Origin of the sequence: Moraxella sp. CTOTU47579, assembly GCF_032004885.1 — a bacterium.
Taxonomy (GTDB): domain Bacteria; phylum Pseudomonadota; class Gammaproteobacteria; order Pseudomonadales; family Moraxellaceae; genus Faucicola; species Faucicola tetraodonis.
This window is the reverse complement of record NZ_DALZOJ010000003.1, coordinates 44,290-69,965: the sequence shown is the minus strand read 5'-3', so window position 1 is coordinate 69,965 and position 25,676 is coordinate 44,290. Positions and strand designations below refer to the sequence as shown.

Annotated in this window: 18 protein-coding genes, 1 other RNA gene and 2 pseudogenes; 7 read left to right on the top strand and 14 right to left on the bottom strand. The window is 45.5% G+C overall.

Going from position 1 to position 25,676, the window contains the following annotated elements; translation table 11 throughout:
* The first annotated feature begins 9 nt into the window (after positions 1 to 9).
* Both ung and tadA read left to right on the top strand, forming a co-directional pair.
* Positions 10 to 726 (top strand): uracil-DNA glycosylase, encoded by a 717-nt coding sequence (gene ung / locus RTP55_RS02860; protein WP_065264178.1) that lies wholly within the window; start codon positions 10 to 12, stop codon positions 724 to 726.
* Between the two features lie 17 nt (positions 727 to 743).
* Positions 744 to 1,307, top strand: coding sequence for a tRNA adenosine(34) deaminase TadA (gene tadA / locus RTP55_RS02855; protein WP_312384061.1), 564 nt, complete (start codon positions 744 to 746; stop codon positions 1,305 to 1,307).
* Between the two features lie 124 nt (positions 1,308 to 1,431).
* Here the strand turns inward: tadA and RTP55_RS02850 are convergent, their stop codons facing one another.
* The 6 genes and pseudogenes from RTP55_RS02850 to ilvD all read right to left on the bottom strand — a co-directional run bounded on the left by RTP55_RS02850 (position 1,432) and on the right by ilvD (position 10,046).
* Positions 1,432 to 1,806 carry a HopJ type III effector protein gene (locus RTP55_RS02850; RefSeq protein WP_099808227.1) on the bottom strand — a complete coding sequence of 125 codons (375 nt, stop codon included), beginning with the start codon at positions 1,804 to 1,806 and terminating at the stop codon, positions 1,432 to 1,434.
* A gap of 275 nt (positions 1,807 to 2,081) precedes the next feature.
* A pseudogene (gene csrA, locus RTP55_RS02845) lies at positions 2,082 to 2,264 on the bottom strand (carbon storage regulator CsrA); the annotation flags it as partial.
* A 318-nt stretch (positions 2,265 to 2,582) separates the two neighbouring features.
* Entirely contained in the window at positions 2,583 to 3,866 is a 1,284-nt protein-coding gene (locus RTP55_RS02840) for an aspartate kinase (RefSeq protein ID WP_099808225.1), read from the bottom strand.
* A 227-nt stretch (positions 3,867 to 4,093) separates the two neighbouring features.
* A complete protein-coding gene (yghU, locus tag RTP55_RS02835) occupies positions 4,094 to 4,885 on the bottom strand; it encodes a glutathione-dependent disulfide-bond oxidoreductase (RefSeq protein WP_312384060.1) in 792 nt (263 codons plus the stop codon).
* 283 nt (positions 4,886 to 5,168) lie between these two features.
* Positions 5,169 to 7,841 (bottom strand): alanine--tRNA ligase, encoded by a 2,673-nt coding sequence (gene alaS / locus RTP55_RS02830; RefSeq protein WP_312384058.1) that lies wholly within the window; start codon positions 7,839 to 7,841, stop codon positions 5,169 to 5,171.
* Between the two features lie 303 nt (positions 7,842 to 8,144).
* Positions 8,145 to 10,046, bottom strand: a complete 1,902-nt coding sequence (ilvD, locus tag RTP55_RS02825) for a dihydroxy-acid dehydratase (RefSeq protein WP_312384056.1) — start codon at positions 10,044 to 10,046, stop codon at positions 8,145 to 8,147.
* A gap of 216 nt (positions 10,047 to 10,262) precedes the next feature.
* On the opposite strand from ilvD, the gene RTP55_RS02820 reads away from it, so the two are divergent.
* Entirely contained in the window at positions 10,263 to 10,850 is a 588-nt protein-coding gene (locus tag RTP55_RS02820) for a DUF6231 family protein (RefSeq protein WP_312384054.1), read from the top strand.
* A gap of 232 nt (positions 10,851 to 11,082) precedes the next feature.
* Complete coding sequence (gene pal / locus RTP55_RS02815) at positions 11,083 to 11,601, top strand: peptidoglycan-associated lipoprotein Pal (RefSeq protein ID WP_312384053.1); 519 nt, start codon at positions 11,083 to 11,085, stop codon at positions 11,599 to 11,601.
* A gap of 73 nt (positions 11,602 to 11,674) precedes the next feature.
* Here the strand turns inward: pal and RTP55_RS02810 are convergent, their stop codons facing one another.
* Positions 11,675 to 12,484: an SIMPL domain-containing protein gene (locus tag RTP55_RS02810; RefSeq protein ID WP_312384051.1), complete on the bottom strand. Its 810-nt coding sequence runs from the start codon at positions 12,482 to 12,484 to the stop codon at positions 11,675 to 11,677.
* Between the two features lie 313 nt (positions 12,485 to 12,797).
* Between RTP55_RS02810 and ffs the strand changes: the two genes are divergently transcribed.
* Both ffs and RTP55_RS02800 read left to right on the top strand, forming a co-directional pair.
* Positions 12,798 to 12,894: signal recognition particle sRNA small type (gene ffs / locus RTP55_RS02805), an RNA gene on the top strand.
* Between the two features lie 712 nt (positions 12,895 to 13,606).
* Positions 13,607 to 15,076 (top strand): annotated as a pseudogene (locus RTP55_RS02800) (DEAD/DEAH box helicase); the annotation flags it as partial.
* 807 nt (positions 15,077 to 15,883) lie between these two features.
* On the opposite strand, the gene RTP55_RS02795 reads toward RTP55_RS02800, so the two are convergent.
* On the bottom strand, positions 15,884 to 16,900 hold the full coding sequence (locus tag RTP55_RS02795) for an alpha/beta hydrolase (protein WP_312384050.1): 1,017 nt from the start codon (positions 16,898 to 16,900) through the stop codon (positions 15,884 to 15,886).
* Positions 16,901 to 17,375: 475 nt separating this feature from the next.
* Here RTP55_RS02795 and RTP55_RS02790 point away from each other — a divergent pair, with 475 nt between their 5' ends.
* Positions 17,376 to 18,542, top strand: coding sequence for an MFS transporter (locus RTP55_RS02790; RefSeq protein WP_312384276.1), 1,167 nt, complete (start codon positions 17,376 to 17,378; stop codon positions 18,540 to 18,542).
* 90 nt (positions 18,543 to 18,632) lie between these two features.
* Here the strand turns inward: RTP55_RS02790 and RTP55_RS02785 are convergent, their stop codons facing one another.
* The 6 genes from RTP55_RS02785 to RTP55_RS02760 all read right to left on the bottom strand — a co-directional run bounded on the left by RTP55_RS02785 (position 18,633) and on the right by RTP55_RS02760 (position 25,604).
* Positions 18,633 to 20,126, bottom strand: a complete 1,494-nt coding sequence (locus RTP55_RS02785; RefSeq protein ID WP_312384049.1) for an alanine/glycine:cation symporter family protein — start codon at positions 20,124 to 20,126, stop codon at positions 18,633 to 18,635.
* 215 nt (positions 20,127 to 20,341) lie between these two features.
* On the bottom strand, positions 20,342 to 21,040 hold the full coding sequence (locus tag RTP55_RS02780) for a VIT1/CCC1 transporter family protein (RefSeq protein WP_050325135.1): 699 nt from the start codon (positions 21,038 to 21,040) through the stop codon (positions 20,342 to 20,344).
* A gap of 170 nt (positions 21,041 to 21,210) precedes the next feature.
* A complete protein-coding gene (locus RTP55_RS02775) occupies positions 21,211 to 22,755 on the bottom strand; it encodes a DUF3482 domain-containing protein (protein ID WP_312384048.1) in 1,545 nt (514 codons plus the stop codon).
* Positions 22,756 to 22,787: 32 nt separating this feature from the next.
* Positions 22,788 to 23,345 carry a hypothetical protein gene (locus RTP55_RS02770; protein ID WP_312384047.1) on the bottom strand — a complete coding sequence of 186 codons (558 nt, stop codon included), beginning with the start codon at positions 23,343 to 23,345 and terminating at the stop codon, positions 22,788 to 22,790.
* A gap of 2 nt (positions 23,346 to 23,347) precedes the next feature.
* Entirely contained in the window at positions 23,348 to 24,697 is a 1,350-nt protein-coding gene (locus RTP55_RS02765) for a DUF2868 domain-containing protein (RefSeq protein ID WP_312384045.1), read from the bottom strand.
* Between the two features lies 1 nt (position 24,698).
* Positions 24,699 to 25,604, bottom strand: coding sequence for an ATP-binding protein (locus RTP55_RS02760; protein WP_312384044.1), 906 nt, complete (start codon positions 25,602 to 25,604; stop codon positions 24,699 to 24,701).
* Positions 25,605 to 25,676: the final 72 nt, after the last annotated feature.

Sequence of the window (25,676 nt, the reverse complement as noted above, 5' to 3'; positions counted from 1 at the left end):
AGATAAACCATGAAAACATTAACGCCTGAACAACAACAAATTTTAGCCAATGTCAAAATGCCGGACGACTGGAAGCAGGCCTTGGCGACAGAGCTAACGAGCAGTAATATGGATAAGATTCGCCAGTTTTTGCGAGATCAATATCATGCGCAAAAAGTGATTTATCCCTCGGGTAGTCAGATGTTCAATGCGTTTAATTTGACGCCTTTGTCGCAGGTTAAAGTAGTGATTTTGGGTCAAGACCCGTACCATGGCGCGGGACAAGCGATGGGGTTATCTTTTTCTGTGCCCAAAGCCATCCCCAAACCCCCGAGTCTACAAAATATTTTACGAGAGCTCGCCGCCGATTTGGGTATCGCCCCGTCAAAACATGGCGATTTGACCCATTGGGCAACCCAAGGGGTGCTGCTACTCAACAGTATGTTATCCGTAGAAGCAGGGCAGGCAGGCAGCCATCAGCGTATTGGCTGGGAAACATTCACTGATGCAGTGATTGAGGCTGTCAATCAGCACTGCGAGCACTGTGTCTTTATCCTATGGGGGAGTTACGCACAGAAAAAAGGCCGTTTTATTGATACCTCTAAGCATTTAATCATTACAGGCACGCATCCATCACCGCTTGGCGCCAATCGGGGTGGTTTTTTTGGCACGCGTCCTTTTTCCAAAGCCAATGATTATCTGATAGCTCACGGCAAAAGCCCAATAGATTGGCAGTTGCCACAGTAGTTTGGGTGGTATAAAAAATGGGTGCTAGTGAACATAACTGTTGTGAAAGCAGCTTTTATGAAAAAGAATTTTGTGACACAGGCTTTTATGACAGCGATGACGCCTTTATGCAAGCGGCGCTTGACGTTGCAGCCGAGGGCGGAGAGAGGGGCGAAGTGCCAGTGGGTGCGGTGATTGTGCATCAAGGCACCATCATAGCCAAAGGCTACAATCAACCGATTTTAAGTCATGATGCCACGGCCCACGCCGAAATCGTGGCAATAAGGCAGGCATGTCAATATTTTGATAATTACCGTCTGCCAGCGGATTGTGAACTGTTTGTCACGCTTGAGCCTTGCACCATGTGTCTAGGAGCGATTATTCACGCCAGAGTGTCGCGCTTGGTGTTTGCAGCGACAGAGCCGAAAGCAGGCATGATTGTCAGCCAACAGGATTTTAGCCAAGTGGCGTTTTATAATCATTTTTTGACCGTAAAACAAGGCGTGATGGCAGAGCAAAGTCGCGCGTTGTTGCAGGATTTTTTTCGCCATCGCCGTGAGCAAAAAAAACAAATGCGCGAGCAGTTAAGGGCAAACCAATAACCAATGAGTCTCTCAAAACCATTCTTTAAAATAAAAAATATTGGATAAAAAAAGGCAACCCATCGGCTGCCTTGTTTGACGCAAAAAACAGTTAGATTTTTAGACTAAAGCATGTTAGAGAATGTCATGACGCTTTTGGTGTTAATGCTTTTGGCGTTAAACAGTTACGCTGCATCAAAAAGCCTTGCCAGCCAAAAAAGCTAAAGTTACGGATATTGGCATGGTTCGTACCTTTCGGCTCTGCTTTAACACTGTCATAGTGCTCAGCAAACAGTTTTAGCGTATCTTGTTGGGTCAAATGGTTGAGTAGGGCAAAGCCAAACACTTTCGCACTGCCTTCATTTTCACCCGCCGCATTGTGCACTTCGCCATTGTTAAACTCAGTTGGTCGATAGTCATAGTAACTATCGATGATAGCTAGCACGGAAGCAAAATCTAGCGATTTGTTTTCTAGTTTAGCTAATAGTTTTGATAGTTCTAGCTTATCAATAGCGCTCATAGTTACTCCAAAAGTCAAAATAAATAAGGTGATTAACGGTTAAAATAATCGTCCTCAAACGGATCAAAAGCTGGGTTAAAATTATTGTTGGTCTGACCAAAACCGCGGTTTTCCACACGGTTTTCTAAATGACGCATTTGCTGACCGCTGTTACGCGGTTGAGAGGGTTTACTGCGCTCTTGGGGGAAGGCCTCATGACTGGCTGCCCCAAAACCACTGCGGTCTTGACCCATTCTATCATGGGCGGCAAAATCGACTGGGTGATTATCATAACCCATGCGTTCATGCCCAGTCCGTTCATGCAGAATTCTTTGATAAATCTCTTCACGGTGTACGGCAATGTCTTTTGGCGCATTGACGCCCAGTCTGACTTGATTACCTTTTACACCCAGTACGGTGACACTGACTTCGTCACCTATCATTAACGTTTCGCCAACACGGCGAGTCAAAATTAACATGCGTCACACTCCTTATGTCGCAACAAGTACCATCAATGTCCTATGATGATTCAACGATAAATTAGCTAAATTCGTCAAATATATTATCATGTATCATTGCCCAATGATACGTTAAAGACAGACTGCAAGGGCATAATTTAAGCGAACTCATCATGCTTGGCGGCTATTTGCCAACAGTCAAAATAGGCATTGAGGGGTCAGTTGCGTTTGTGCCCAATAAACGAGATGCCATTATAAACGAAATGCTGAAGTAAAAAAAAGGTTAACACCCGCAAAACGCGGATATTAACCTTGTTTTTGTGGAGAATTACAAATTTCTTATAATCCAGCAACCTTGCTTTCACCGTCTTCACGGTCAAGACCAAAAGCAGTATGTAACGCTTTAACCGCTTTTTCCAGTTGTTCTTCTTGAATCAGTACCGAGATTTTGATTTCGCTGGTAGAAATCATTTGGATATTGATGTTGTTTTCTGCCAGTGTTTCAAACATTTTGCTTGCCACGCCTGCATGTGAACGCATACCAACACCCACCAGTGATACTTTAACCACATTGTTGTTGCTCACGATTTCTTTGCCGCCAATCTCAGCAAGATTGTCACCCAAAATCGCTAGGGTTTTATCAAAGTCACCACGATTAACGGTAAAGGTAAAGTCGGTCAATCCGTTTTCTGCGATGTTTTGGATAATCATATCGATTTCGATATTGGCAGCACTGATTGGGCTTAAAATCGATGATGCAATACCAGGGCGATCAGGCACTGCTAAGATAGATACTTTAGCTTCGTCACGGTTAAAGGCGATGCCCGAAATAATTGGTTGTTCCATGCTGTCTCCCTCATCGGTGGTAATTAATGTACCTACATTCTTTTTAAAATCATCATCGAATTGACCATCGGCGTTTTCATCAAAACTGGATAAAACACGCAGTGGTACTTGGTATTTTCCGGCAAATTCAACCGAGCGAATTTGCAACACTTTTGAGCCAAGGCTTGCCATTTCTAGCATTTCTTCAAAGGTAATTTTTGATAATTTTTTGGCTTTTGGTGTCACCCGTGGGTCAGTAGTGTACACGCCGTCGACATCGGTATAGATTTGACATTCATCGGCAGATAGGGCAGCAGCCAGTGCAACGCCTGTGGTATCTGAGCCACCACGACCTAAAGTGTTGATGTCACCTTTTTCATCCACGCCTTGGAAACCCGCCACCACAACGACCATGCCAGCATCGAGTGCGGCACGAAGCTGACTATCATCGATATGTTGAATACGGGCTTTGGTATGACTGTCATCCGTACGAATCGCCACTTGTCCACCCGTCATTGACTTGGCGCTCACACCGATTTCATTTAATGCCATAGCAAGTAAAGAAATCGAGACTTGCTCGCCGGTTGACACCATTTGGTCGTATTCACGAGCGTTCGGCTCTTTACTGATTTGACGTGCCAAATCAATCAAGCGATTGGTCTCGCCACTCATGGCAGAGACGACAACCACCACTTGATGACCATTGTCATGCCAACGTTTGACGCGCTGTGCCACATTTTTGATACGTTCGACACTACCCATCGACGTACCACCGTATTTTTGTACGATTAAAGCCATTGTCAATACACCCTATAATATCGTGCACATTGTTTGCCATCGCTATGCAAGACTTGCCATACCAAGTCCTTGATGGATTGCTTAGCAGATTGTTTACAATGTCACGAAACGTAAATTAAACGGTACTTTATACCATATTTCCCAATTTTGGGGCAAGGCAAAATTGCCAAAAATCGTCAAATGACTGGCTCAAAGCGCAGGGTTATCGTGAACAAAACGTTATCAGTTTAGGCAATCGGTTGTAGCGGTAAAGCTACAGCGCGTTGCACGGCAGGACGGTCATGCAGGTTTTTTGCCCAGCGTTGTAGATGGGTGTAGTCTTGCACTTGTAAAAACTCGCCAGCGTTATACAATTTGCCCAGTGCCAACTGACCATACCATGCCCAAATCGCGATATCCGCGATACTGTAGTCATTACCTACCATAAACGTGTGAGTCGCTAAATGTTGATCGAGTAAATCTAATTGGCGTTTGGTTTCCATGGTAAAGCGATTGATAGCATATTCAAACTTCTCTGGGGCATACGCATAAAAATGCCCAAAGCCGCCACCGACATATGGCGCAGCGCCCATTTGCCAAAACAACCATGACAAACATTCGGCACGTTTGGCGGTGTCTGCTGGGATAAACTGCCCAAACTTTTCGGCAAGGTATAGCAATATAGCGCCTGATTCAAACAGTTTAATCGGTGGATTAACACTGTTATCCACTAGTGCAGGGATTTTAGAATTGAGATTGATGTCAACAAAATCTGAGCCAAATTGATCGCCATTCATGATGTCGATTTTGTAGGCGTCATACTGTGCGCCTTCAATACCGAGCTCTGCCAACTCTTCAAGTAACATATTGATTTTGATACCGTTTGGGGTGTTAAGGCTGTAAAGCTGCAAAGGATTTTTACCAATCGGTAAATGTTGCTCGTGGGTCGCTCCTGCGGTAGGGCGGTTGGTACTGGCAAATTTGCCACCGTTTTGGCTATCATTTGTCCAAATTTTGGGGGGCTGGTAATGATTATCCATGATGTTTCCTTATTGATTATGAGTATTTTAAAGCTATAAGCATGATTTAAAGCTTCGTTGGTTGATAAGATGTTAGATATGATTATAGACACGACTATAGATGCGATTATAGGAACGATTATACACAATGTGCTTTAAGCTTTATGATACCGAATGTTTGGCTAAAGTAAATGGCGCTTTGATTAAGCCTAATTAAACTAACGCTTTATATAGCCGCATAAAAAAATAACCCCATAAAAAAAGCCGAATAAGTCATTCGGCGTTTTTTTAGACATAGTTTTAATTAGGCAAGTCGCTCAGCCAACCAATTTGGTAGCGCTTCTAATACGGCTGGCAAGCCTGCCACATCAGTTGCGCCGCCTTGGGCAAAGTCAGGTTTACCGCCCCCTTTACCGCCAAGCTGCTCGCTTAAGTGTTTGATGATATCGCCCGCTTTGATTTTGCTGGTTAAGTCTTTGCCGACACTGGCAGTCAGCGCAATTTTATCGTCAGCCACGCCCGCGAGCACCACGATGCCATTATGCAATTTTGACTTCATGTCATCGGCAATCGTGCGTAATGCTTTACCATCCATGCCTTGTAAACTTGCAATCAGCACTTTTTGTCCATTGATATCTTGCACGTTGTTGATTAAGTCTTTGGCTTGGCTGCTGGCCAATTTTTGCTGCAAACGCTCAAGCTGTTTTTCAAGGTCGCGTGTTTTGTCGGTCATTTGATTGACACGGTCGGCGATTTCGTCGCGTTTGGCTTTGAGCTGACTGGCAAGTTGATTGAGCTGTTTTTCACCTTGCTGCACATAGTTGACTGCACCCATGCCTGTCACCGCTTCGATACGGCGAATGCCTGCCGCGATACCTTGCTCACTGACGATTTTAAATAAGCCGATATCACCCGTGCGTTGTACATGCAGACCACCACATAGTTCGATGGAGAAAGGCTTGCCGTCTTTATCTATCGTACCCATCGACAATACGCGAACCGTGTCACCATATTTTTCACCAAACAGTGCCATCGCGCCTTTGTCTTGCGCTTGCGTCATGCTGAGCATTTCTACAGTGGCAGGTTGGTTGGCAAGGATTTGTTGGTTAACGATGTTTTCAATGGTGATAATGTCTTGCTCAGTCAAGGCTTTGTCATACGAGAAGTCAAAACGCAACACCTCACTATTGACCAATGACCCTTTTTGGGTGACGCCTGTACCCAGATGCTCACGAAGGGCGGCGTGCAGTAGGTGAGTGGCGGAGTGGTTTTTGGCACTCATGGCGCGTACTTGGCTTGCAACGCGTGCTTCGCTTGACTGACCCTGGCGGATACTGCCCATTTTGACCACGCCATAATGAATGATGGCTTGACCAGATTTTTTGGTGTCTTGAACTTCAAATACACCGGTTTCGGTTTGGATGTCACCCAATTCACCCGCTTGACCACCGCCTTCAGCATAAAAAGGCGTTGCCGATAATACAATGACCCCTTCATCGCCTTCCTGCAATTGTTCAGCAGATTTGCCCTCAAGGTATAAATGGGTGATAGTGCTGCTGTGTTCTGCTTTGTCATACCCCAAAAATTCAGTGGCACTGTCGACTTGAATCAATTGGTTGTAATCAACGCCAAATTTACCCGCTTCACGGGCGCGGGCGCGTTGCTGCGCCATGCCTTGCTCAAAACCGGCTTCATCAATGCTGATGTCGCGTTCGCGCACGATATCGGCCGTCAAATCGGCAGGGAAACCATACGTGTCGTACAATTTAAACACGGTTGCACCCGACAACGTATCGCCAGATTTTAAGTTATCTAATTCTTGGGATAGCAGTTTAAGACCTTGTGATAGGGTTTTGGCAAATTGCTCTTCTTCTTTTAAGATGGCTTGCTCAATGTTGGCTTGCTGTTCACGAAGCTGTGGGTAGGCGTCGCCCATGATTTGGGCAAGTGGCGCGACGAGCTTATAAAAGAAGTTGTCATTAGCGCCTAATTTATTGCCATGACGAACCGCGCGGCGGATGATACGACGCAGCACATAACCACGGCCTTCATTGCTTGGCAGTACGCCATCTGCAATTAAGAAGGAAACCGAGCGGATATGGTCGGCAAGCACTTTGAGTGATGGCTCAGACTGTAAGTCGATATCGTTTGGCAAGCCGATCACTTGCGCCGCGTGCTGCATGAGATGGGTAAACATATCGATTTCATAGTTGCTATGCACGCCTTGCATGATGGCACTAATACGCTCTAAACCCATTCCCGTATCGACACTTGGCGCAGGCAGTTTTTCAAGTGTGCCGTCTTTTTGGCGGTTAAACTGCATAAAGACATTGTTCCAAATCTCGACAAAACGGTCGCCGTCTTCTTCAGGTGTACCTGGCAGACCGCCCCAAATATGCTCGCCGTGGTCATAAAATACTTCGGTACAAGGACCACAAGGACCTGTGTCACCCATTGCCCAAAAGTTATCCGATTGGTATTGACCGCCTTTATTATCCCCAATACGGATGATACGCTCGGCAGGCAAGCCTACCACATTATGCCAAATATCAAAGGCTTCATCATCGGTGTGATACACGGTGACATACAGCTTGTCTTTTGGCAGACCAAGCCATTTATCCGATGTCAAAAACTCCCAACAAAATGGGATGGCTTGTTGTTTAAAATAATCGCCAAACGAAAAATTACCGAGCATCTCAAAAAATGTATGGTGACGCGCGGTATAGCCGACATTATCAAGGTCATTGTGTTTACCGCCTGCGCGCACACATTTTTGCGACGATACCGCACGTTTATAATCGCGTTTGTCTATCCCTAAGAACACATCTTTAAATTGGTTCATACCGGCATTGGTGAATAGCAGGGTAGGGTCATTATGTGGGACTAGGCTCGATGATGCCACTGGGGTATGACCATTTTCGGCAAAATAATTGATAAAAGCTTGACGTATATCGGCTGAAGAAAACGGACGGCTCACAGCGGCTCCTTAAGATATTTCAAAATTAAATTTGGCATATATTATCAAAAAAATGTAAACATTGTATTTTAGCAGAATTCATTCGATGTGGATAATGCTTTTATAAATAGCATCTTTTATAAACCACACCTTTTAACAACCGCACTTTTTATAAAATGCACATTGAATCTAGAAACTTGGGCAAAAGTATGAGGTTTGCAACGTTTTTCATGGGGATAAAAAAAAGACCGATAGATACCATCGGTCTTTTTTGATAATTCTTTTTTGCCAATTTTTTATAGCAATGTAGTTTGGAGTAAAAAATTACCGCTCTACTTGACTGACATCACGTACCGCACCTGTATCCGCGCTAGTAGTCATCGCTGCATACGCCCGCAAGGCGGCTGACACTTGGCGCTCACGATTGACAGGTTTCCAAGCTTGGTTGCCACGGTTCACCATCGCTTCTCGGCGTTTTTCAAGTTCGGCAAAATCAACCGCCAAATGAATCGAGCGATTAGGGATATCAATCTCGATGGTATCGCCTTCATTGACCAAACCGATGGTACCGCCTTCAGCGGCTTCTGGGCTGACGTGACCGATGGATAAACCCGACGTACCCCCTGAAAAACGACCATCGGTAAGTAGCGCACAGGCTTTACCTAGACCTTTTGATTTTAGGTAAGAGGTCGGATACAACATTTCTTGCATACCAGGACCGCCTTTCGGACCTTCATAGCGAATCACAACGACATCACCTGCGACAATTTGGTCTGCTAAAATCGCTGCAACGGCGTCATCTTGGCTCTCAAAAACACGGGCACGACCGGTAAATTTTAGGATGCTGTCATCCACGCCCGCTGTTTTGACGACACAGCCACGTTCAGCAATATTACCAAACAATACCGCCAAACCACCGTCTTGCGAGTAGGCAAATTCTTTGCTACGGATACAGCCAGATTCGCGGTTGACATCAAGATTGGACCACGCATTGTTTTGGCTAAAGGCTTGCGTGGTGCGTACCCCACCTGGGGCTGCAATATAACGCTCACGTGCCTCGGTATTATCAGGATTCATGATATCCCATTGGCTAAGCGCTGCTTTGAGTGACGCACTATGAACGGTGGGAACATCGGTTTGCAGTAGGTTTGCGCGATCAAGCTCGGCTAAAATTGCCATCACACCCCCAGCACGGTGCACGTCTTCCATATGATATTTTTGTGTTGCCGGAGCAACTTTCGATAGACAAGGCACACGGCGGCTTAGACGGTCAATATCCGCCATTTTAAAATCTACTTGGGCTTCATGGGCAGCGGCAAGCAAATGTAGAATTGTGTTGGTTGAGCCGCCCATGGCGATATCAAGGCTCATGGCGTTTTCAAATGCCGCTTTGGTCGCAATTGAGCGTGGCAATACGCTGGCGTTATCTTGCTCATAATAACGTTTGGCAAGTGTTACGATACGACGACCTGCTTCTAAGAATAAATCTTTACGTTTGGCGTGAGTGGCAAGTAACGAGCCATTACCAGGCAGGGATAAGCCTAAGGCTTCGGTCAAACAGTTCATCGAGTTGGCAGTGAACATGCCTGAGCATGAGCCACAAGTTGGGCAAGCAGAGCGCTCAGTTTGTGCCACATCTTCGTCACTAATCAAGTCATCTGCCGCATCAATCATGGCGTCGACTAGGTCAAGTTTGCGAATTTTTTCACCCAATTCATTCATCACGGTTTCATGGGTGGTATGCCCATCGCCCAACGTGGATGCCAATACTTTGCCCGCTTCCATTGGACCGCCCGACACAAAAATCGTTGGGATATTGAGGCGCATCGCTGCCATCAGCATACCAGGGGTGATTTTGTCACAGTTTGAGATACAAACTAGCGCATCGGCGCAGTGGGCATTGACCATATACTCCACGCTATCGGCAATTAAATCACGGCTTGGCAAGCTATAGAGCATACCCAAGTGACCCATGGCGATACCATCATCCACCGCAATGGTGTTAAATTCTTTGGCAACACCACCTGCCGCTTCAATCTCGCGGGCAACCAACTGACCCAAGTCTTTTAGGTGTACGTGCCCGGGTACAAACTGGGTAAACGAGTTAGCAATCGCGATAATCGGTTTGTTAAAGTCCTCATCTGTCATACCTGTTGCACGCCAAAGTGCGCGTGCACCCGCCATATTGCGGCCAGACGTGGAAGTTTTTGAGCGATATTGTGGCATGGTTGTTCCTTATTTCTAACAGTCAATACAAGTGATAAATTTAGCACTTAGTGTACTCTGTCTCGACCAAAAGGGCTAGTCATGGCTCATGATAGATAGTTATAATTGGTTTTAAAGAATGGCATATTAGCCACCCTTATCATGGCTATATCACGGCTATCATTCAACCGTATCTCTCAACAGTAGCTAAAAAAAACTCATCAAAAGGATGTTATTTTGACCAATCCCACCTTAAGCATCACGGATGTCATCCAACAAAGTCTGGCATTTTTAAGTAAAGATAGCCTAAGCAAACATGATTTGAGCAAACACGATTCAAGCGAAGATAAAAATGCCGCAGCAGCAAATCAACCCTTCACTGGATTGATTATTGGTAATGACACGCAGTCGGTTTTTAGCCAAATTCAAGCCATTGATGAAGCTATTGATCAAGCCGTGAGTTGGGAAGCGTTTGATTATCAAGAGTTTATCGCGCATCGGTTTGCCAAACGCTATGACTTGGCAGTGATAATTTTATCAAACGATAGCGCTATCGATACCCAAATCATTCAGCGCTGTCGCGACTTGTTTGCCAAGCATTGTTTGGTGGTGCAAAACTTATCCCAACCAAAAACAGGTGTGGATATGGTGAGCTTTGGCTTTAGCCGATTACATGAGCAGCCGATTGTGGAAAATGACCAAGATCACCATGCAACCAGCTACCAAGTATGGCAATTTAATCTGTTTGACTATAAACATTTGCCAGATTGGTTTAATAGCAAGTTTTGGGCAAACCCTGAATTATGGAATAAATTTCGTTGGTAGCGGTTGTAGACACAACTTTAGACAGTTTGTTTTTTTATCACTTATCTTATAAAAGGTGATTTCTTCAGCTATTCGTTTAATCCAAAAATTAAACTACTTTGAGAATTTCGAGGAAAAGTTGGCTAAATTTACAGTAATACTGTTTACAAAAAGCGCGAGATTGATTTACTCTATCGAAAAGTAACAAACAAAATAGGTAAACGCGTTAAATAATAATTTTTGAGGAAAGACTATGAAATTAACGATACTAAAAGTAGTAAGCGCTGCTGCGATGATGGCAACCATCGCCTTAACAGGGTGTTCTGCCAAACGTACTGGCACGTCTGAAGTGGTGGTTGCGCCGATGGGCGTTCCCGGTGGTGTAGGCTACTATAACGGTGGCGCTGTGGTAACAAACTCGACGTCAGTCATCACTGCCGCGGGTGCTAACCCAAATACCGTGTATTTCGGCTTTGATAGCAGTGAAATCGACGCTCAAGGTCAAGCTGTGTTAAATCAACAAGCGCAATTCTTACAAGCCAACCCAAGTGCCCGTATCGCTATTGCTGGTCACACCGATGAGCGTGGCAGCCGTGAATACAATCTGGCATTGGGTGAGCGCCGTGCCCAAGCCGCACAAGCCTATTTAGCTACGTCAGGGGTATCAGCTTCACGTATGGAAGCCATCAGCTATGGTGAAGACCAACCTGCCGATCCCGGTCATGACGAATCAGCATGGGCAAAAAACCGCCGTGCAGAAATTTCTTACTAAGTATTGCTTAGTGAGTAAAAGACAAACAAAAAAACCTGTTGATTCAACAGGTTTTTTTGTGGTTAAAATCGGCTTATTTTACCAGTTGTACGGTACCATTGGCAGTAACCGTAATGGTGCTATCGCCCGCTTGGAAGTTTTGGTCAGCGACTTTGGCACTGGCGGCTTCTAGCATCATTACACTGCCATACGCACGCGGTGCACGATAATCGCCCCCTTGACTAAACTCCAACGAGACTAACTGATAGCCTTTCGCGCCCCACACAGGCAGCAGCGTTTGCGCTTGGCGCTGGAAGTTTTTGGAAGCTTCCATCATCAATTCTTGCTCGGTGGCTTTGCGCGCGGCATCAGACACGCTAAAGTCTAATCCATCAACCGTCATAAAACTTTGCAATTCGGCAATCAATTTGCTAGCGGCGACTGTGTCGGTGCTCTTTAAATTCAAGCTTGCAGTCCCCGTCCAACCAATGATTTTTTGGTTTTTATCATATTGTGGATAGGTGGTTTGGTTGCCCGTACTGACTTGCACTTGTGGGTATTTTTTGGCAATGGCAACCGCTTGGTTCAATGTAGTAGCGATTTGATTAGCCACCTCACTGCTTGATTTGTTTTGCACAGTTTTGCTAAGGGTAGCATTGATTTGGTCATTGCTGACTTTTTTACTCGCTGAGGCAGCAAAGTTAAGCAAGCCATAGTTTAAAGTATTGGTCATTGATGAGTTCGCAGGGGATGGGTTTACAGGGTAGGTAGCGGCTGAAACACTGGTAAAAGGTAATAGCGTCGCCATAGCAAGCAAGCTGGCTGCAATACCTTTGGTGATTGTATGATTGCCATGCGCTTTATGATTGGGATGGTTGGTAGTCGCGGTGCTTAAATGTGTCATAGTGTTTCCTATTGTTTTTTTCCTAGTTTTTTCTAGTACTTCTTTATATGGGTTGGCATGAATCTGTTGCTGATTAAAATACTGTATTAGCTTATTCAATATGTTGCTGAATGGGCATTATAAAATATTTTGTAACATTTGCAGTGGAAGAATTGTAGAAAAAGGGTAAGAAGTTCGACAAAAATTTACCCGAATGTTGCTTGGTGATGGGTTAGCGTGCGTAAAAGTGAAATAAATACAAAAATTTGGTGTATATGATAAAAAGAGTTTGCATTTGGTCGCCAAATTCTCTAGAATACCGCTTCGGTAACCCCATTGGTAGCTTCGCAACTAGCTGCTGTGAACCCCGCCAGGACCGGAAGGTAGCAACGGTAGCAGCCAGCCAGTGTGCCGAAGATGTGCTAGTGGGGTTATCACTTTTTTAAGTAGGTGTTTTTGATGCCTATTTCACTTGGTAAGTTTTTTAATTGCGAAAGAAAACTGACCAATAATGACTCATATACGCTACCTAAACGCTAAGAGCAACGTCAATTTTCCAATTAATCTAGCTTATCCATCTGCCTAATATCAAGCGCGCCATTGTAAGCGCTGATAATCTTCCGATGATAACCTAATATTTAGCATTGTATTTTTTTAAGCATTCTTGTGAATGCCGCGATACGAACTTTTTGATGGTTTTACTGTTTCAAAAGTTTTGATAAGTCTGACAGTAGGTTTTGTCACTATTTTTATAGTGAAAATAAGTCTTACAGACACGATTACAATGCTTTAAAGCGATTAACACGATATTTGTGATTAATGATAGCTGATAATTTTGCCTATTCATTTTGCTTATCCATTTTGAAAGTGCATTCAGCTTGAGGGCTTTTGCTTGTTGCGTGTTTTCAATCAAGGTTACCACCGACACTTTGATTAACTTATTTTTTAAGGACTTACATGACTGATTTTAATTTACCCACAGATTTTGCTGATAACTCAATCGATAATTTTTTTAGCAATAGCAATAGCAATAGCAATAGCAATAGCAATAGCAATAGCCAAGCCAACAGCAATGAGCCTACTGACAATACCCCAGTTAATGATACAGAAGCAACTGCGACAACGGATGTTGTAGCGACTGATATTGTAGCAACGGATGCGCCAACGTCTGATGATGCTAACCCTAGCGAAAATGGGTTTGCCGCATTGGGTCTTTCAGGCTCATTATTAAAAAGTATTGTCGCAACGGGTTATACCACACCAACACCTATCCAAGCGCGCGCGATTCCTGCGGCATTAGCGGGTCGTGATTTGCTATTATCCGCACAAACAGGTAGTGGTAAAACTGCCGCGTTTGTATTACCAATTTTGCATCAACTAAGCGAACTACAAGCCAAAGAAAAAGCGGCAGAAAAAACCGCAAGTGGCAAACGTGGTCGCCAACAGCCAAAAGTCGTACAAGCGTTGATTTTGACACCGACGCGTGAGCTGGCTAACCAAGTACAAGACAGCATCCGCAAATATGGCTCAGCCATGAAAGATTTATACAGTGTGCCACTTGTGGGTGGTGCGGCATACAGTGGTCAAATCCGTGCGCTGAAAAAAGGCGTACAAATCATCGTGGCGACGCCGGGTCGTTTGCTAGATCATATCAATGCGCAGCGTGTGAACCTATCTGATTTGACTATGTTGGTACTTGATGAAGCAGACCGTATGCTAGACATGGGTTTTGCCGATGATATCAATGCGATTTTGGAAGCCACACCCCCGCATCGCCAAACCATCATGTCATCTGCGACATGGGATGGTCCAGTCGGTAAAATCGCTGAAAGCTTTACCAAAGACCCAGAGCGTATCAACATCAAAGTTGAAACCGCACACATCGATGAAAAAGTGTACTTCTGTGACAACTTTGACCACAAAAATAAATTATTAGAGCAGCTGATCTGTGACCCAGAGCGTGGTCAAGCGATTATCTTTACCGCGACCAAACGCAGCAGTGAAGAAGTCGCTGAGCGCCTACAACAATGGGAACACAAAGCCTGTTATCTGCATGGTGACTTGCCACAAAGCAAGCGTAATCGTATCGTTTCAGATTTACGGAGTGGCAAATTTGACATCGTGGTAGCAACAGACGTGGCAGCACGTGGTCTTGATTTACCTAATATTACCCATGTATTTAACTATGATTTACCGCGCCAAGTGGAAGACTATGTGCATCGTATCGGTCGCTCAGGTCGTGCTGGTCGTACTGGTATTGCTATCAACCTATGTAGCCGCGATGACCGTCGTCAATTTGGCAATATTGCCCGTTACCTAAAACGTGATATCAATGAAGCGCAAGTTGAAGGTTTAGAACCGCGTTTTGTGGAAAAATTTGAAGGTCGTGGTAAGCCTAATGGTCGTGATGGTCGCGGTCGTGGTCGCAGCGGCAGTGATAGCCGTGGCGGTCGCTCACAACGTTTTGCTGGTTCAAGCGATAGACCTTCGAGCGAGCGTCGTTTTGCGGACAAGCCACGTTTTGACAACCAAGAACGCTATGGCAAATCAGCGAGCAACGATAGTTCGGCACGTTTTGAAAAACGCGAGCGTTTTGACAAAGGTCACCAAGGCAACAGCGATAGTCGTTTTGGGCGTGATGATGCGAGTGCGCCGCCTCGTCACCGCGATTCAGATAACCGTCATGGCAACAGTCAGGGCGATTTTCACCGCGCCGCTAAATCATCGGATAAACCAAATTTTGACCGTGATTCACGCCAAGGCAATCGTGAGCCTCGCCAAGGTGAGTATGCAGATCGTCGCCGCGATGATAACCGTAGCTTTAACAAAGATGGCTTTAAAGGCTATCAAGGTGATAAACCACGTTACAACACTGACCGTAACAGCAGTGAGCGTCATGGCGAGCGTCCTAACCGCTTTGAAAAAAATGACCGTTTTGGTGACAAACCTTTTGCCAAAAAAACCGAACGCTCTAGCGAGTTTCGTGGCGATGACCGCGCTCGCAAGCCACGTCCAATCGTAGAAGAAACCTTTGGTCAACCGCTTAAAAAACGTAGCGACAGACCATATCCGGCAAAAGATGGTCAACGTGCGGGCGATTCACGCTCAAATGGGTTTAAATCTGAGGGTTTCAGAAAATCAGACAAACCATTTGCCGGTAAATCATCAAGATCGGAAGGATTTAAGTCATCGTCTGACCGTTATGCTTCATCAAGCAAGCCATCCGCTAAACCGGCTGGTAAACAAGATGGTTGGGATGCGCCAAAACGTAGCCGCCGCAATAGCACAGGCAAACCGCTATAAGTTATAAGCAGTAAAAAAAAGCACCTAATTGGGTGCTTTTTTATTGGCTAGATTATTTTGGCTTGTCATCAGACTGGGCAAATTTTATCCGGCTGTGTAGGTGTTTGGGGCGTTTGGTTATTGGCAGAATTCGCCAACGGATTGATACAGTTGTTGGCATTGCTCAGGGCACAGATTTTCCATATTCAAAAATGCGTGCGGCATATCCGCAAAATGGACGAGTTGGGATGGCGCGCCTGCGTCTTTTAGTACGTCATGATAGCCGATATCTTCATCACGCAGCGGACAATAACCAGCCGTTACGTGCAGTGTCTTTGGGGCTTGATACGGCGAATGATGTAGTAGGGTGGCCATATCGGTCCAAAACGGTGAGCTCAGCTCACGGTCATCATACGCTGAAAAATAATTGTCAAAATACCAGCGGATTTTGCTAGATTCTAGTAAATAACCCGTGCCATTTTCCTCAATCGAAGGCTGTGACATGGTGTAATCTAGACTGGCATAAATCAAAATTTGATGGGTGATAGCCAAGTCTGTGCTCACACGGTTGGCAAGCCAATCTTGCACCAAGCTGGCAGTAATCGCACCGCCACCGCTATCACCCGCTATGATAAGCTTGCCGTTACAGGCATAACCGACTTGCTGTAGGGTCGCTGTTAAATACGTTAAAATCGAGTGGGCATCATCAATCGCGGCAGGGTAGCGGTTTTCTGGTGCAAGGCGATATTCGGGCGCTACTACCACGCAGCCTGTCGCTTCGGCCAATTTTTTATAGAGTTTATCATACACGGTGACGCTACCTGCCATGCCACCACCGCCATGAAAATACACCATTACCGGCACGTCAGCCGTTGCTTGTTCATTTGGCAGGGGGCAGTTGCTCGGTACAAATAGCCTAAGCGGTACGTTATAACCACGAAAATTGCTTGGCGTCACCAGCACCGTATCGATGATTTTTGCCATATTGGGTGCGTCAGTGACAAATGCGGTTGTCAAATTGGCTAACGCCTCACGTGCGTTGATGGCATTGGGCTGAACGCCTTGCGCTAACAGATACGGCACAATCACTTGATGCAGCTGTGTCAAATACGCTTGCATGGCAGCGGGCATTGGCTGTTTTAAATTCTTTGGCATAATTCAATCCTATTGATTTTAAGGTTAACTTCCACAATGTGCTAAATATTACTGCAATTTCGTCATGGCTGGGTAGTTATGTTTTGAAAAATACGGATGTTTTAGCAAACAGCCATGTGTTAAAAATATGATGCTCTAGGGTGCCAAATTTGGCATTGAAGGGCATTCCAATACCCCTCAATTCACGTGATTGGCTTGAAAATTACAGCTTAAGGTTAAACTTCTTTTAACAATAAATAGCCTGCTTTAGTGCTAGTATAGGCATTTCTTTCACGGGCACTACTTTGTAAAAAGGTCACCTATGACTTCTCAACCACAACATGCCACTGGGCATTTGGATTCTTCCAATCATTCCACTGACACTGATACTAATACTCACGCACTAATATCCAGTAACCTAACTAGCCGCAATCTATCCAATAGCCAACCGCAAAATCAACCGCCTTCTCAACAACTGAATGCCAAACCACCGACAATGCCACCTTCATTGATAGTCAAAATCATGATTGGCATGATTGGCGCGTTTGCATTTTTGCAGGTCTATTCGATTCAAGCGATTTTGCCGATTATGATGCAAGCGTTCTCAGCGACCGAAACGCAAGTGGGCATGACAGTTGGGGCGACAGTGATTGCCATTGCCATCATGTCACCTTTTATGGGGATGTTGTCTGATGCCGTGGGTCGTAAAAATATCATTGTGGCATCCATTGCCTTTATGGCAATACCCACGATGATGATTGGGCTATCTGACTCACTCTCTAGTATCGTTATTTGGCGATTTATGCAAGGGTTGGCGGTACCTGGCATTACAGTGGTGACGATTGCCTATGTCGGGGAAGAGTACGCCGGCAAAGAGATGGCAAAAATGATGTCCTACTATGTCTCAGGTACCGTATTTGGGGGATTTTTAGGGCGCTTTATCTTGGGGCATTTAGAAGAGCTTATCGGCTGGGAAAAAGGCTTTGTGTTCATGGGTGTGTTGACGGTGCTAGGCGCTGGTTTGGTGGCTTGGTTATTACCGCGCTCGCGTCATTTTCATGCCAACCCAAATTTTACATCGGCGCTGCACATGCTAAGTAAACATCTGCGCAACCGTTATGTGGTGACCGCAGGACTGCTTGGCGCGTGTGTATTGTTTTCATTAGTGGGCTGTTTTACCTATGTTAATTTGCACTTGGCAGATACACCCTACAATCTATCGAGTGCTGGGCTTGCTAACATTTTTGCGGTGTATTTGATTGGGGTGGTGGTCACACCGATTGCAAGTAGTTTAATTGCCAAATATGGCGCTGCGCGTATGGTGCGCGTGGCCGTGTTGATTTCGATGATAGGCGTGCTGATGACACTGGCTGCGCCTATCTCTTTGGTGATTGTGGCGCTTGCTGTGATGTCAACGGGGGTATTTATTACCCAATCGGCGACCATCACTTATATCGCGGTCAATGTCAAAGAAGGGCGGTCGCTGGCATCAGGTTTATATTATATGGCGTATTATATCGGTGGTAGTATCGGGGCGTGGGCGTGTGGTCTGGCATATGCACAAGGCAAATGGCTATATACAGTCTATACACTGCTGGCTGTACAAGTCATCGCCTTACTGATTGCGTTTTTTGGGTTAATTAAAATCCCAATCAAAAGATAATCATTCATCACAACAATAAACCCCAATCAATGGGGCTTATTTTTTTTAACGGTTATTAAGTGAAAGCATTAAAGCAGTCACATATTAAAATTAGGGTGCAAAGCGATCATGGTTGGGATGTTCACCGAATTTTTTACGGTACTTGGCTGAAATTTCATCCCAAACTGGCGCATTGTGTACGCCATTGGCGCGCGCATCATAGATAGGATCTTTGCCTTGTTTGACCTGTGCTTCATAATCGCGCAGTGCGGCAAATGCAGGTTTTTGCAAGAATAAGATACCAATGATATTTAGCCATGCCATCAAACCAACGCCCAAGTCACCCAGTGCCCATGCCAAGTCGGCGGTTTTTAAGCAGCTATAAATTACCACAAATAAAATCACTACTTTGAGTACAGGGATTGCCCAATTTAGTTTTACGGTACGAGTGAGATAACGGATATTGGTTTCTGCAATATAGTAGTAAGCCATTATGGTAGTGAAGGCAAAGAAGAATAGCGCAACCGCCACAAACACTGCGCCAAAACCTGGCATGATGTTTTCCATCGCAGTTTGCACGTAACCTGGACCTGCGGCAACGCCTTTAACCCCTTGATACAAGAAGGCTTCTTTGTTGGCGGGGTCTTGTACATTGTACATACCAGTAATGATTAGCATGAAACCTGTCGCCGAACAAACAAATAGCGTATCAACATACACTGAAAACGCTTGTACTAAGCCTTGTTTGGCTGGGTGTGACACCTCAGCGGCTGCCGATGGGTGAGGACCTGTACCTTGACCTGCTTCATTTGAGTAAACGCCACGTTTCACACCCCATTGGATGGCAAGACCCAACACAGCACCAAACGTCGAATCCATACCAAACGCAGAGCGGAAAATTAACGCTAGCACATCAGGTAATTGACCGATATGCATGATGATAATAACAATCGCCACGATGATATAGGCAAGTGCCATAAAAGGTACAATCAACTCAGCAGAGGAGGCAATACGCTTGACACCACCAAAGATGATAAAGCCAAGTAATGCCGCAATTACCGCGGCTGAAATACTAGGTGCGACACCCAGTGAATTGTTCATCGCTTCAGCAATCGAATTGGCCTGTACACCGGGTAACAATAAACCACAAGCGGCGATTGCCGATATCGCAAATAACACGGCGTACCATTTTTGCCCTAGTGCTTTTTCAAAATAATAGGCTGGACCACCGATAAAGAAGCCTTTATCATCACGTTCTTTATAAATCTGCGCAAGCGTTGATTCAACGAATGCGGTACTGGCACCCAAGAACGCTACCATCCACATCCAGAATAATGCACCAGGACCACCAAACGTAATCGCTGTTGCGACACCGGCAATATTGCCTGTACCCACACGACCTGCGAGTGACATAGCGAGTGCTTGGAATGAAGACACACCTTGTTCGCTGCTTTTGCCATCCATCAGCAATCGAATCATGCGACCAAAATGGCGCACTTGTAAAAAACGACCACGAATTGAAAAATATAAACCAACCAATAAACATAGATAGATTAATGCGGGACTCCATACCCAATCATTAATCGCATTGACAAAATCTTGCATTACCTTATCTCCCACTACCGTAGAAAGCTAAAATCCCATAGGATTTTTGACTATTTGCCAACTGTTTAATTTATAGAAACGATAACCTATCACCCAATAATAGTTTCTATAAACTTGCTGAATTATTACAGTTTCCTTATCTTATAAGAAAAAATTGGTTTTGCAAATGGTAATCCTAAAAATTGGCGATAAATAATGCGATAAAAAGTGATTGACTAACCTGTTTTTACCCCAAACATTTCACCGATAAGGTTAGTAGTAACCAACGCGATAACGCCCCAAATGACCACCCGCACAATGGCAGGGAAAATTTTGGCACCCCCCAAATACGCCGATAACCAGCCCAAAAATGCTAATCCTATCAAGGTCACTGTGCCCAAACCGCCGACCAAATATTGTTTTGGTAACAGCCAAATACATAGCACCGGTAGCAGCGCCCCTGTGATAAAGGATAAAGCCGATGCCACGGCTGCCTGTAGTGGATTAGCGGATGCGGTATCGGTAAGTCCAATTTCATCGCGTGCGTGCGCTTCTAGGGCATTGTGAGCAGTGAGTGCTACCGCAACATCATGTGCCATAGCAGGCGTTAAACCGCGCTGAACATAAATATGCGTCAGTTCTTTTAGCTCGCGGTCTGAATTGTGCTCAAGTTCATAGGCTTCTTTTGCCAAGTCGGCTTTTTCGGTATCCGCTTGCGAAGAGACGGAGACATATTCGCCCGCTGCCATACTAATTGCGCCAGCAATCAGCGATGCCACCCCTGTCAACAGCAAGGTGTGACTGTCCACTTGCGCTGCCGCAACCCCCATTAATAGACTAGCGGTGGAAATTAAACCATCGTTGGCGCCGAGCACGGTTGCGCGTAGCCAGTTGTTGCGATTACTAAAATGCGGTTCATGATGTGCTGAATACATGGTCTTGCCCTCAAAAACAAAAAATTGACATAGATTAAAAAAGATAGATGAAAAGGTAAACATAACAAAATTAACTTAATAAATTCTTATAGTGGGCTTAGCAAATAATAACCTTAACAAGGCTAGATAGTTTTCAGCCAGATTCTTTACCATGTTTTTACCCTAATAAATCAGCGTCTTAATTGACGTGATAGTTGCCAAGCTGCCTCATCGCGCAGCTCATGCGACTGCTTGGCAGATACAGTGGCTTGTCTATCTGTGTTGAGCGATGACCATTCGGGCTTACCACGCGCTTTTTTGAGCAAACTTGGCAATCTATCAACTGACCAAGGCGCGAGCGATTGGTTCGCCATGATGCTATCAGTCGCCGCATGACCACGATGGCGTAGCGCAGTCAGTAGGTCCATCGCTCGAGTCGCCAGTAAGGTCAGGGTAGCAGGGTCTATGTGCAGCCGTTTGACGCCACTGATTTTGTCGGCAATCGCGCTGGTATTTGACAGTAAGCCACCTGCCAAACCACCGAGCGCCGTACCCAGTCCCAGTGACGTGCCAAGGGTGGCGACATCAATACCCAGTCCAATCAGCGCGCCTGCCGCCGCACCGCCTGTGGTACGAATCCCATAACTGGCTAGTACGTCTTTATCAAACGGATCGCGGCGATATTCAGTCAGCTCAAGCGGTGTGGTGGTGACGGTATTGTCATAAAATTTATACAGGTTTAATAGTTCGTCTTGCATACTGCGTTCAGCTTGGCGTACTTTTTCTTGCATTTTTTGTAAGGTAGGCAGCGGATCATCCTCCTCGTGAATGGTTTCAACAAAGGCGGCAACGTTTAATAAAAAATGCGCAATGATAATATTGGCATCATCGTACAAATTATCCCAATCGGCTTTACGACGCTCAATCAGCTGTTTGATAATTTCAGGTTGTATTAGCATGGTTTCTAAGTTTTGCCACAGTTTGATTTCATCATCAAATTCAAACGCCACTGAGTCAAACCGCGTGGAAACATGTAAGTTGCGGCGCGCGAGCATCTGCTGCCACTCATTGATATTGCTATCTTGACCCTTAGTAAAGTTAAATACGGGCATGACGGGGATGGCTGACCATGACAGCACCGTCAACTCATCTTTATATTTGCCGAGCACAGGCTCCCGCGCATCAATCACATAGACAGCCATATCACTGGCAATCAGCTGACGAATGACCTTGGCTTCTTGGCTAAACTCGTCTTGCGCAGGTGCACTTGCCAAAAATTGCTGTAACCGCTCCACACCGTCACGGCGGGCAGCGGTGTTGTCTTCTAACCAATCAAGTAGCCCTGATGCATCTTCTAGACCGGGCGTGTCATACAGTGCCACCAAGCCTTGACCCGTTTGGCTGTCATTGATCATGGCTTTTTCCACATGACGGGTAGTGGCAGGCGCATTTTTGACTTCGCCAAAGTACATATCACGCAACAGGGTGCGTAGTAGCGAAGTTTTACCGGTATTGGTATGACCCACGATCGCCAATTTTAACGCTTCATTTTCGCCAATGCTGATTTTGCGGCTTGGATAGGGGTTTTGTTCAGCTTGGGCTAACGGATGATTGGTTGGCTGCGTAGCGATATCAGTGCTTGGATGGGTCGCGCTGTCAGTAGCCGTCGCTGGCAAATAATCTTTGGTTAAATCAATTGTCAATTTTTCTTGGGTGGTTATGTCTCTGTTATCCATTATTTTGTTAACCTTTATATATTCAGCGCGAGCTATTTTTGGCAAGTTCTTTTGGCAAGTTCTAGGGCATGGGTGACATGATTGAAGGCAGTTTGTGTGAGTGGATGTGCCAGCCAATCATCAAAACTATGGGCAACATCATCTGTGTTTTCGCTACTATCTTCTGCCAGTTGGTCGTAATAATCCAAATAGCCTTCCGCAGTTAAAATCACCCAACCATCACTCACTGCGGATTTCTCTTCCATGGCTGTCAGAGATAGATAAAACCCAAGCATATCAAGCATCAGCAAAATCGCGTCACTGGTGCTGTGTGGATAGCTATCGCCCATAGCAAACATGATGTCATCGAGCGCATTTAGCGCCTGTTCGATGCTATCGGGTTGCCAAGTCTGAGTATTTATGGCGTCAAACAGGGCTTGATAGTAGGGTTTTTCACTGTCGAGTTCATTGTCAAGCCAATCGGCTGGTAGATTTTGAACGAATTGACGCAGTAGATTTTGCACAAAAGCGCTTTGCGCTGCAAGCGTAAGCTGTGCAGTAGTTTGGGCAATGCTATTAATCACATCGGCATAGCTGATTGTGGCATTCATGGTTAATTTTCTCTTACTAGGGCAATCTGGCGTTCTGCCAACGCGGTTTCCCATTGTAGTTGACGGGCTTTGATGGTTTCAATTTCGCTCGGACTCGGCAGGTAGCCTTGATTGGTATCGAGCAGTTGTACAATCATGCCGCCTTTTGCCGCGCTTGCGATATTATCGAGTTTTCTCAAGGTGCCACGGTCGGGGAGTGCGAGATTAGAGATACCGACTAGCACTTGAACAGGGTTGATTTGAAGGTAGGCAATCAGTTTTTCCAAGTCATCCCGATCATCGATACGACCAAAGTCTTGCGCCGCCATGCCGACGGTTTTAGCATACCATTGCGGGTTGGCTTGCGGGTATTCGAGCAACACGGCAAGTTTATTGGCTAGGCTGATTTGCGCAGTGGGCGCGATAGGTTTTTGCTCAGCAGGGCTGTCATCGGGGTCAATCACTTTGCGCTGCCAAAAGTCGATAATTTTTTGATAGTACGGCTGTTTGATATCAAGCTTCATACGACTTGAGCGCACCATCACCAGACAACATAGCCATGCGAGCAAACGTGGCACGATACCGTACATCAGTAGGCTGCCAATTAATAACATCGCCCAGCGAAACGAAATCATCTGTGGCGTGGTTTCAGGATTCATCTGTGCGGTGATAATATCTTGTGCTGTTGGTGTAGGAAAGCCTACCCAGTTGGGGAGCCAAGCCATCAGCTTGACCACTTCCACCACGTTGCTGTCTTGTAGTAGGGTTGATTCCCATACAAAATTATAATTTTTCACCAATAATAATAGAATTAACGACACCAACATCCCCGACAGACTGGCTAACCAAAACTGGTGGCTGATACGACTGACGTACCATTTGGTGCCAGCGTGATTGAGCTGGTCTTGATATAGCTCGACCGCTGTTTGGGTGACAATATCTTTGCCACGCACTAGGGTTGCCGGGGTGAAAAAAGCACCAAAAAAACTGGGTTTGTTGCGCGGTGAGAACAGCATCCAGCCGAGCCAAACCAACAAAATAATGGTATTAAACCCTAATAAACTGGCTAGCACATAAAAAAAGTTCACCACCTGCGCTTGCATCAAGCCAAATAACGCGACAAAGCCCAAAATAAACCACAGCACAGTCAATCCCCAAATCACGCCATTGACGCGGGTGTCAATGATAGTGAGTAGCTGCGCAAGTTTACCGTCATTATCAATACGTGAGGCGCGGCGGCGCAATTTGCTCAGCGGTTCACCCGACTCATGTTGCAGTTTTTCCGTGATAAGGATAGGGTCGGCGGCAAAAATATGCTGTTTTTCTTCCAGCCTGCGCACCAGTTCGGTCAGTTGGTCTTGAGATGTGTACATGTTAATTTTCCAACCCTTTCATGCCAATAAAATACCGACTAAACTGATACGCCACGCGCCCAGAGCGTCCACCGCGTTCACTGGCAAAGCGCAAGGCAGCGGCTTTTGCTTGCTCATCAAAGGGTAAACTTGCTTGCGCCAAATAATGCGCACAAATATCCAAATACACAGGCTGGTTCATGGGATGAAACGACAGCCACAGCCCAAAGCGGTCAGACAACGACACGGTTTCATCAATCGTCTCATACGGATTGACTTCATCGGTTTGCCCATTATAAATGCTCACATTGTCTTTCATCAGTTGCGGTAGTAGATGACGGCGGTTACTGGTCGCATAGACGAGTAGCTTGTCTTGCTCGCTATCTAGCGCGCCATCGAGCACACTTTTGAGCGTACGATAATTCTCATCTTGCCCATTGAACGCTAAGTCATCACAGTACACCACATAATGACAGCCATGATTGGGCTGGGTTGTATGAAGGTCTCGTACCGCTTGGCGAATCGGCTCTAACATCACCAAATCATCTCGTGACACTTCGATAATACGAAGACCATCCGCTTTATATTGATTGAGCAATGCCCGAATGAGCGACGATTTACCTGCGCCACGTGTGCCTGTCATGAGTACATGATTGGCAGGTAAGCCTGCTAAATATTGGCGCGTGTTTTGCATCAGTTTATTTTTTTGCCCATCAATGCCAAGCAAATCATCCAACGTCAATCGCAAATCTACGGTTAAAGGCACCAATTCACCGCTGCCCGTGCGGCTATTGGATTGCCATCGGTAGGCAAGCACGCTTGGGTCAAGTTGTATGGGCTTGGGCAGCTGCGCCTGTAAAAATTGGGTGAGTAAGTGTTCTAAATTAGTGGGTAAACTAAGATTAGCGGGTAGATTAAGTTGCGACATACAAGGGTTCTTCTAAGTGGTTTTTAAGTGACTGGTTTTTAAGTGATTAGTTTTTAAATGAGTGGTTTTTAA